1 protein-coding gene is annotated in these 852 nt (G+C 63.7%); it reads left to right on the top strand.

Annotation, left to right across the window (positions count from 1 at the left end; genetic code table 11):
- Positions 1-470: 470 nt before the first annotated feature.
- A partial coding sequence (locus tag J0A65_RS24420) for a hypothetical protein (RefSeq protein WP_206596848.1) occupies positions 471-852 on the top strand: 382 nt, incomplete at its 3' end.

Genomic DNA, 852 nt, shown 5'->3' with positions numbered 1-852 from the left:
GCGTTCGGTGCCGAGAGCATTCCGTTTCTCGGGGGTCACGTAGACGGCGCCAAGGGAGACGCTGGCGTCGTTGGGGCGAGCGGCGTGGAGGTCGGTCGATACCAGCGCCGACAGAACGGCGAGGGAGGCCGAGGTGGTTTTCATCGGGGATCCTAGTACTGCGTTTCTGGGAGGGAGGTGCGCATGGCCGATCACGGATGGGCCGGTCGCTGAAGTGCGCGAATGTAGATGTTATACCATAACAAATGATTTGCATTCGACCATCCATGAATCTCCCGGCATTGGTGCAATAGCCGAGATAGAGCGCTTTCCTGCTCGGGGCAGGGGACCGCTCCGCGTCCATGGCCACTCGGTGAGTGCCTGGCGCGGGAATGCTCCCCAGGCCGGCGCGTGACGAACGATTAGACGCCAGCGCACTAATGGCGTATCACTATCAATGTCTTGTGCGGTCCAAGCGAAGCAGACGTCCTATGCAGCCCCTGGGGTCGATCAATACAACTGCCAGCGCCAATGACGAGCGGTTCGACGGAATGGTCCGCCTGATCTGTGCCCACTTCGCTGTACCGGCCTGCGTGCTGGTCGCGGGCGAGGGGCGCACGCGCCGTATCTGGGCCAGTGCCGGGCTGAGCGATACGCAACGACGGCAGATCGCGGATGCCCGCGAGGCCGGTCCACTCGCTGAGATCCAACACCTGCGCATCCTGGTGGTCTGGCCGTTGCTGGCGTGTCAGGGCGGGCAGTTCGGCTGCCTCTATCTGCTCGATGAGACCCATCGGCTGCTGGACGCCAGCCAGGAACAGGCCCTGCAGGAGTTCGCCTGGCTGGCGCTCGATCTGCTGGAGCGGGAGGCGA

Origin of the sequence: Bowmanella yangjiangensis, assembly GCF_017255015.1 — a bacterium.
Lineage (GTDB): Bacteria > Pseudomonadota > Gammaproteobacteria > Enterobacterales > Alteromonadaceae > Bowmanella > Bowmanella yangjiangensis.
This window is presented reverse-complemented; position numbering and strand designations above follow the sequence as displayed.